At 64.9% G+C, this 4321-nt stretch carries 2 protein-coding genes and 1 pseudogene; 2 read left to right on the plus strand and 1 reads right to left on the minus strand.

What is annotated here, in order from left to right; all coding sequences use genetic code 11:
* Positions 1-276 precede the first annotated feature (276 nt).
* Positions 277-2007 carry a GTPase domain-containing protein gene (locus tag BN1197_RS00075; protein ID WP_082043476.1) on the plus strand — a complete coding sequence of 577 codons (1731 nt, stop codon included), beginning with the start codon at positions 277-279 and terminating at the stop codon, positions 2005-2007.
* 14 nt (positions 2008-2021) lie between these two features.
* On the opposite strand, the gene BN1197_RS00080 is transcribed toward BN1197_RS00075, so the two are convergent.
* Positions 2022-3140, minus strand: a complete 1119-nt coding sequence (locus BN1197_RS00080; RefSeq protein WP_040155176.1) for a DNA cytosine methyltransferase — start codon at positions 3138-3140, stop codon at positions 2022-2024.
* A 289-nt stretch (positions 3141-3429) separates the two neighbouring features.
* Here BN1197_RS00080 and mobF point away from each other — a divergent pair.
* Positions 3430-4197 (plus strand): annotated as a pseudogene (mobF, locus tag BN1197_RS00085) (MobF family relaxase); the annotation flags it as partial.
* Between the last annotated feature and the right edge of the window lie 124 nt (positions 4198-4321).

The raw sequence follows: 4321 nt of genomic DNA on the forward strand, positions 1-4321 counted from the left end.
GACCCTGTACAACCGCCGCCGGCGCCACAGCGCCCTCGGATTCATCAGCCCGGTAGCCTTCGAACACCGCAACACCACCGCGGCCCAAGCCGCTTAATCGATGTCCGTCAAACGGGGGCAACCCCAGTAACCCACCGATCCACAGGTCTTGACAATTACTCGTCATCGAGGCGCTTGTGCCCGAACCCGTCCTGGCCGCATGGTCGGCGACACTCTCAGACCATCTGGGCACCCAGATCACAATCGCCCGCCCAACGTCGCTAGGAGCACCCCGACATGAATGACCTGCTATTTCACGCGGCCCCGGCCGCCGTACGTCGGCTCTCCCAGCGCCTGAGCAAACTGCTCGACCAGCTTCCTTCTGACGAGCGATCGAAGTTCCTCGGCATCCTCGTCGTTGACGAACACGAACGTCCACGGATGGTCCTCACCGGGCAATACAGCAGCGGGAAATCAACTCTGATCAAGGCGCTGACCGACGAGGCCGCGGAGGTTGTCATCGACTCTGCCGTCGCGACCGATCAGGTCCAAGTATTCGACTGGGACGGACTCGTCGACCTCGTTGATACGCCCGGCGTGCAAGCAGGCTTGTCTGATCACGACCGCTTGGCCGAGGAAGCACTCCGCGCTGCCGACCTCGTCCTGTTTGCTGTCGCCGTCGATCTCTTCGACGACGGATCGGTCGAGCACCTGCGCCACATCACCGAAGACCTGCGGAAGGCACCGCAACTTGTGGTCGTCATCACCAAGAGCCGCACGCTCCACGCCGCTGAAGGTGTGCGTGAGGCTGCGGTTCGAGCCGCGCTCGGCGCCTTTGCGGATCAGGTGCCTTGGGTCGAGTGCGACGCCAAGACCTACCTTGACGGCCTCCACGAGAACGATCCGCTTCGTGCTAGCCGCCGCATCGAGGCATCAGGAATGGCGGAGGTGACGGACGCTATCAACCAAATCGCGCGAGAACGCGGGGAGTTGGCCCGTTTCCGTGTTCCTCTTCAGCAGATCGCGCTGGCCGCTGGAGAAGCGTTGGCCTCGCTAGCCGATGACCCAGACGAGGAAGCCATCCTCACCGTGCTGGCGCGGCAGCGTAGAGCGCTGACCAATCGCCGTGGGCTTCTCGACTCGGCTCTCGAACGGAAGGCCTCAGAGTTTCGATCAGCATGTATCCAAGCTGTCGAGACCTTGGCAGACGCGGCAGAGTCCATCGAGGAGTCTGAGAACCCTGACTGGTCCAAGCTCGACGCAGCCTCTGACGCGCTGAACGCTCAACTATCCGTTGCCAACCAGCGATTCACCGATGGCGTGCAAACTGTCGTGAGCTCGCAACTCGCGGACTTCACGTCGGAGGTGCGCGAGATTGAAGCTTCGCCCTACGCCCACCAGCTGCGAGAGTTGGAAGTCCAGGGTGTCATCGAGGTTCAAGACATCCCAGCAGAGACAGGGATGGTGCAAGACACCGGCCGCAAGCAGCGGCGCGTTCCTGCCTGGGGGCCGAAGGCGGCAGAACATTTGAAGGGCTTCCAGAAGAGCTGGGGAGCCGGCGATGGCATCAAGCAAGCAGCCGGCAGCAGCGGCCATCAGATTGTGTACAAGCTCGGAAAGCTCGCGGGTTGGAAGTTCGAACCCTGGCAGGCGGTCCGCTGGGCGAACAACATCGGGAAGTTCGCGAAAGCTGGCGCCCTCGTCCTACCGGTCGCGCTAGAAGCGTACGCAGTTGTGAGTGACGAGCGCCAGGAAGTGCGAGTTGCGAAGGAGAAGCTCCGCCGTCGGAACGCCCTGGTAGGGAGAGTCCTGGCCAGGTGCGACGACATCTCACGGTCGACGCTCGCACAGGTACGGATGGAACTCGACGCAGCGTTCGACGCCGCTGTACGGGAGATCGACAGCGTGAATGCATCGGTGCGCGCCAACCAAGCTCTCCGCAGCGACCTGACCCGCGATATTGGCGCGATCCAGTCGGAAGCCATCGAGATGCTCGACCGACTTGGGGAGCCCACAGGGGACGGGTAGGACGCCGGGCGTGGCTACGGGCTTGCGTCGATCCTGGCTACCTGCGCGAGCATCGACGAGAGAGCCACGCAGGCTTGAAGAGGAAGCACACCGTTGCCGAGTGCGGTGATCTGCTGGTTCTGAGTCAGGTCGTCGGTGCCAGTGACCCAGCCTGCGGGCAAGCCCATGAGCCATTCGACGAATGCTGGTGCTGGGCGTGGACCCTCGGCGTCGTTCAGGAGCGCTGGTGCTGGCGCCGGTCGTCCGGTGATGTGTTCCCAGCGGGTGATGGCGTCGGCGTAGCGTCCCCAGCGCTGAACAGTCCGTCGATCAGGGACCACAGCGTCTCCGACTCGGCTCTCCTGCTCGGCGAGCCAGCCGGTCCGTGAAGCGCGAAGTCGATGATCTGGTGCGAGAGCGCGATCGTTCCTCGCCGGGCTCGCACCTGATCGAGGGTTTCCCCGCCGCGTGATGAGTCGGTCGCCAGTGGGGTGCGGAACAGCGCTCCGGGCGAGGGCGAAGATGCGGAAGCGTTGGTGAGGAGCGCCGACAAGGGAAGCCGGTAGGCCGATCCATCGTGCATCCAGCCGCAGGTCGGCCAGATCGCCCAGAACGGCGCCGAGAGCCCGTAGAGGTCGAGCTGCGTTGTCTCCCAGATGCCACGGGTGGGGTTCCATGCCGCGAAGGGTTGCGTCATTGGGGGTTTCATCGCCGGGGTTGCGTTGGTCATGATCGTCTCCTTCTGCGAGTGGCCGCGTCGCGGGTGAGGACAGCAGCCCACGGACGTTCTCGATGACCACCCATTCGGGTTGGAGCGCGTCGATCGCTTCAGCCATGTGTGCCCACAGTCCCGAGCGGGTGCCTGGCGCGATGCCGGCGCGCTTGCCGACGGTGGACACGTCTTGGCAGGGGAAGCCGCCGATGAGGATGTCCACGGGCTCGACCTGGCTCCAGTCGATAGCGGTGATGTCGCCCAGGTTCGGTGCGTCGGGCCAGTGCCTGGCGAAGACGCGGGCGACAGGCTCGTTGAGTTCGGAGAACCACACCGTTCTGGCGTTGAAGACGTGCTCGACGGCGAGGTCGAGGCCGCCGTAGCCGCTGAAGAGCGACCCGATCCTGAGTGGCGAATCGCTGCTGGCGTTGAGTTCGTGCATGAAGAGAGCTCCGGCTGACAGTCGTCCCCGACATCCGGCGCCTCGTCGAGAACCGATGCCGAGCTGGTCACCTGTCAGGTGCACGACCCCGACATGCATTTGATGACTGCCCACGCCGACCGGAGCCACCCCGCCCAGAACCCGCCGTCGCCGAAGCCTCGTCCTCAGGCGTTTGCTCCGACCTCCTTCTGAGGCCACACGCCTCTTGCAGGTCGAGGGGAACTGAGATTTGTCGCTCGTAGAAGTCACCGGACGCGGGCTCACCTGCCCGGCAGGACGGGAGGTGAACATGACTGTTTCGGTGCGCGTCATGTCGGCGGGCGACGGCTACAAGTACCTCCTTAAGACCGTCGCGGCCGCCGACGGTGACAGGTCGTTGTCAACACCTTTGACCCGTTACTACGCGGAGGCGGGCACCCCTCCCGGACGCTGGCTCGGCGCTGGAGTCGCCGCGCTTGGCGACGGTGAGCTCTCCGTCGGAGACCGCGTCTCAGAGGCACAGCTTCAACTCCTGATCGGCATGGGGCGAGACCCCATCACGGGCAACCCGCTCGGCTTGGCGTTCCCGAACTACAAGACCGAGGCAGAGCGGATCGAGTCTCGGATTGCCGCTCTCGATCCGTCTCTGAGTCCCGGCGGAAAGGGCGAGGCGGTCGCGCAGATCGTGGCCGAGGAGACCGCGCGTGGAGCCCGGCGGGCCGTGGCTGGGTTCGACTTCACGTTCTCGATCCCGAAGTCCGCGAGCGTGCTGTGGGCCGTCGCCGATGCCGGGGTGCAGGCGCTGATCGGTGAGGCGCATCATCGGGCGGTTGCGGAGGTGGTTGCGTTCATGGAGCGCGAGGTTGCAGCCACCCGGACGGGCGCAACCGCAGGGGACGGCGCGGTTGCGCAGGTCGATGTCACCGGCCTGATCGCGACCGCGTTTGATCACTTCGACTCCCGCGCCGGCGACCCACACCTCCATACGCATGTCGTCATCAGCAACAAGGCCAAGACCGCCTTCGACGACAAGTGGCGCTCACTCGATGGCAGGCCGATGCACGCCGCCGTCGTCGCCTGGATCGCCCCGGGTTCAGTGGAGAGCGGGTTGTGCCGCCCCGGCGGGTGCCGGGGCGCTGGCGTGTTCAGCGTAGAACAGGTCTTCGTACTCGATGGGTGGGATGTCGCCGCAGTGTGAGTGA

Source organism: Mobilicoccus massiliensis (genome assembly GCF_000826525.2).
GTDB classification, from domain to species: Bacteria; Actinomycetota; Actinomycetes; order Actinomycetales; family Dermatophilaceae; genus Mobilicoccus; species Mobilicoccus massiliensis.

Bases quoted from the DNA above. Each gene is read 5' to 3' on its own strand.
- BN1197_RS00075 (WP_082043476.1), top strand. From the start codon at position 277: ATGAATGACCTGCTATTTCACGCGGCCCCGGCCGCCGTACGTCGGCTC.
- BN1197_RS00080 (WP_040155176.1), bottom strand. From the start codon at position 3,140: ATGCACGAACTCAACGCCAGCAGCGATTCGCCACTCAGGATCGGGTCG.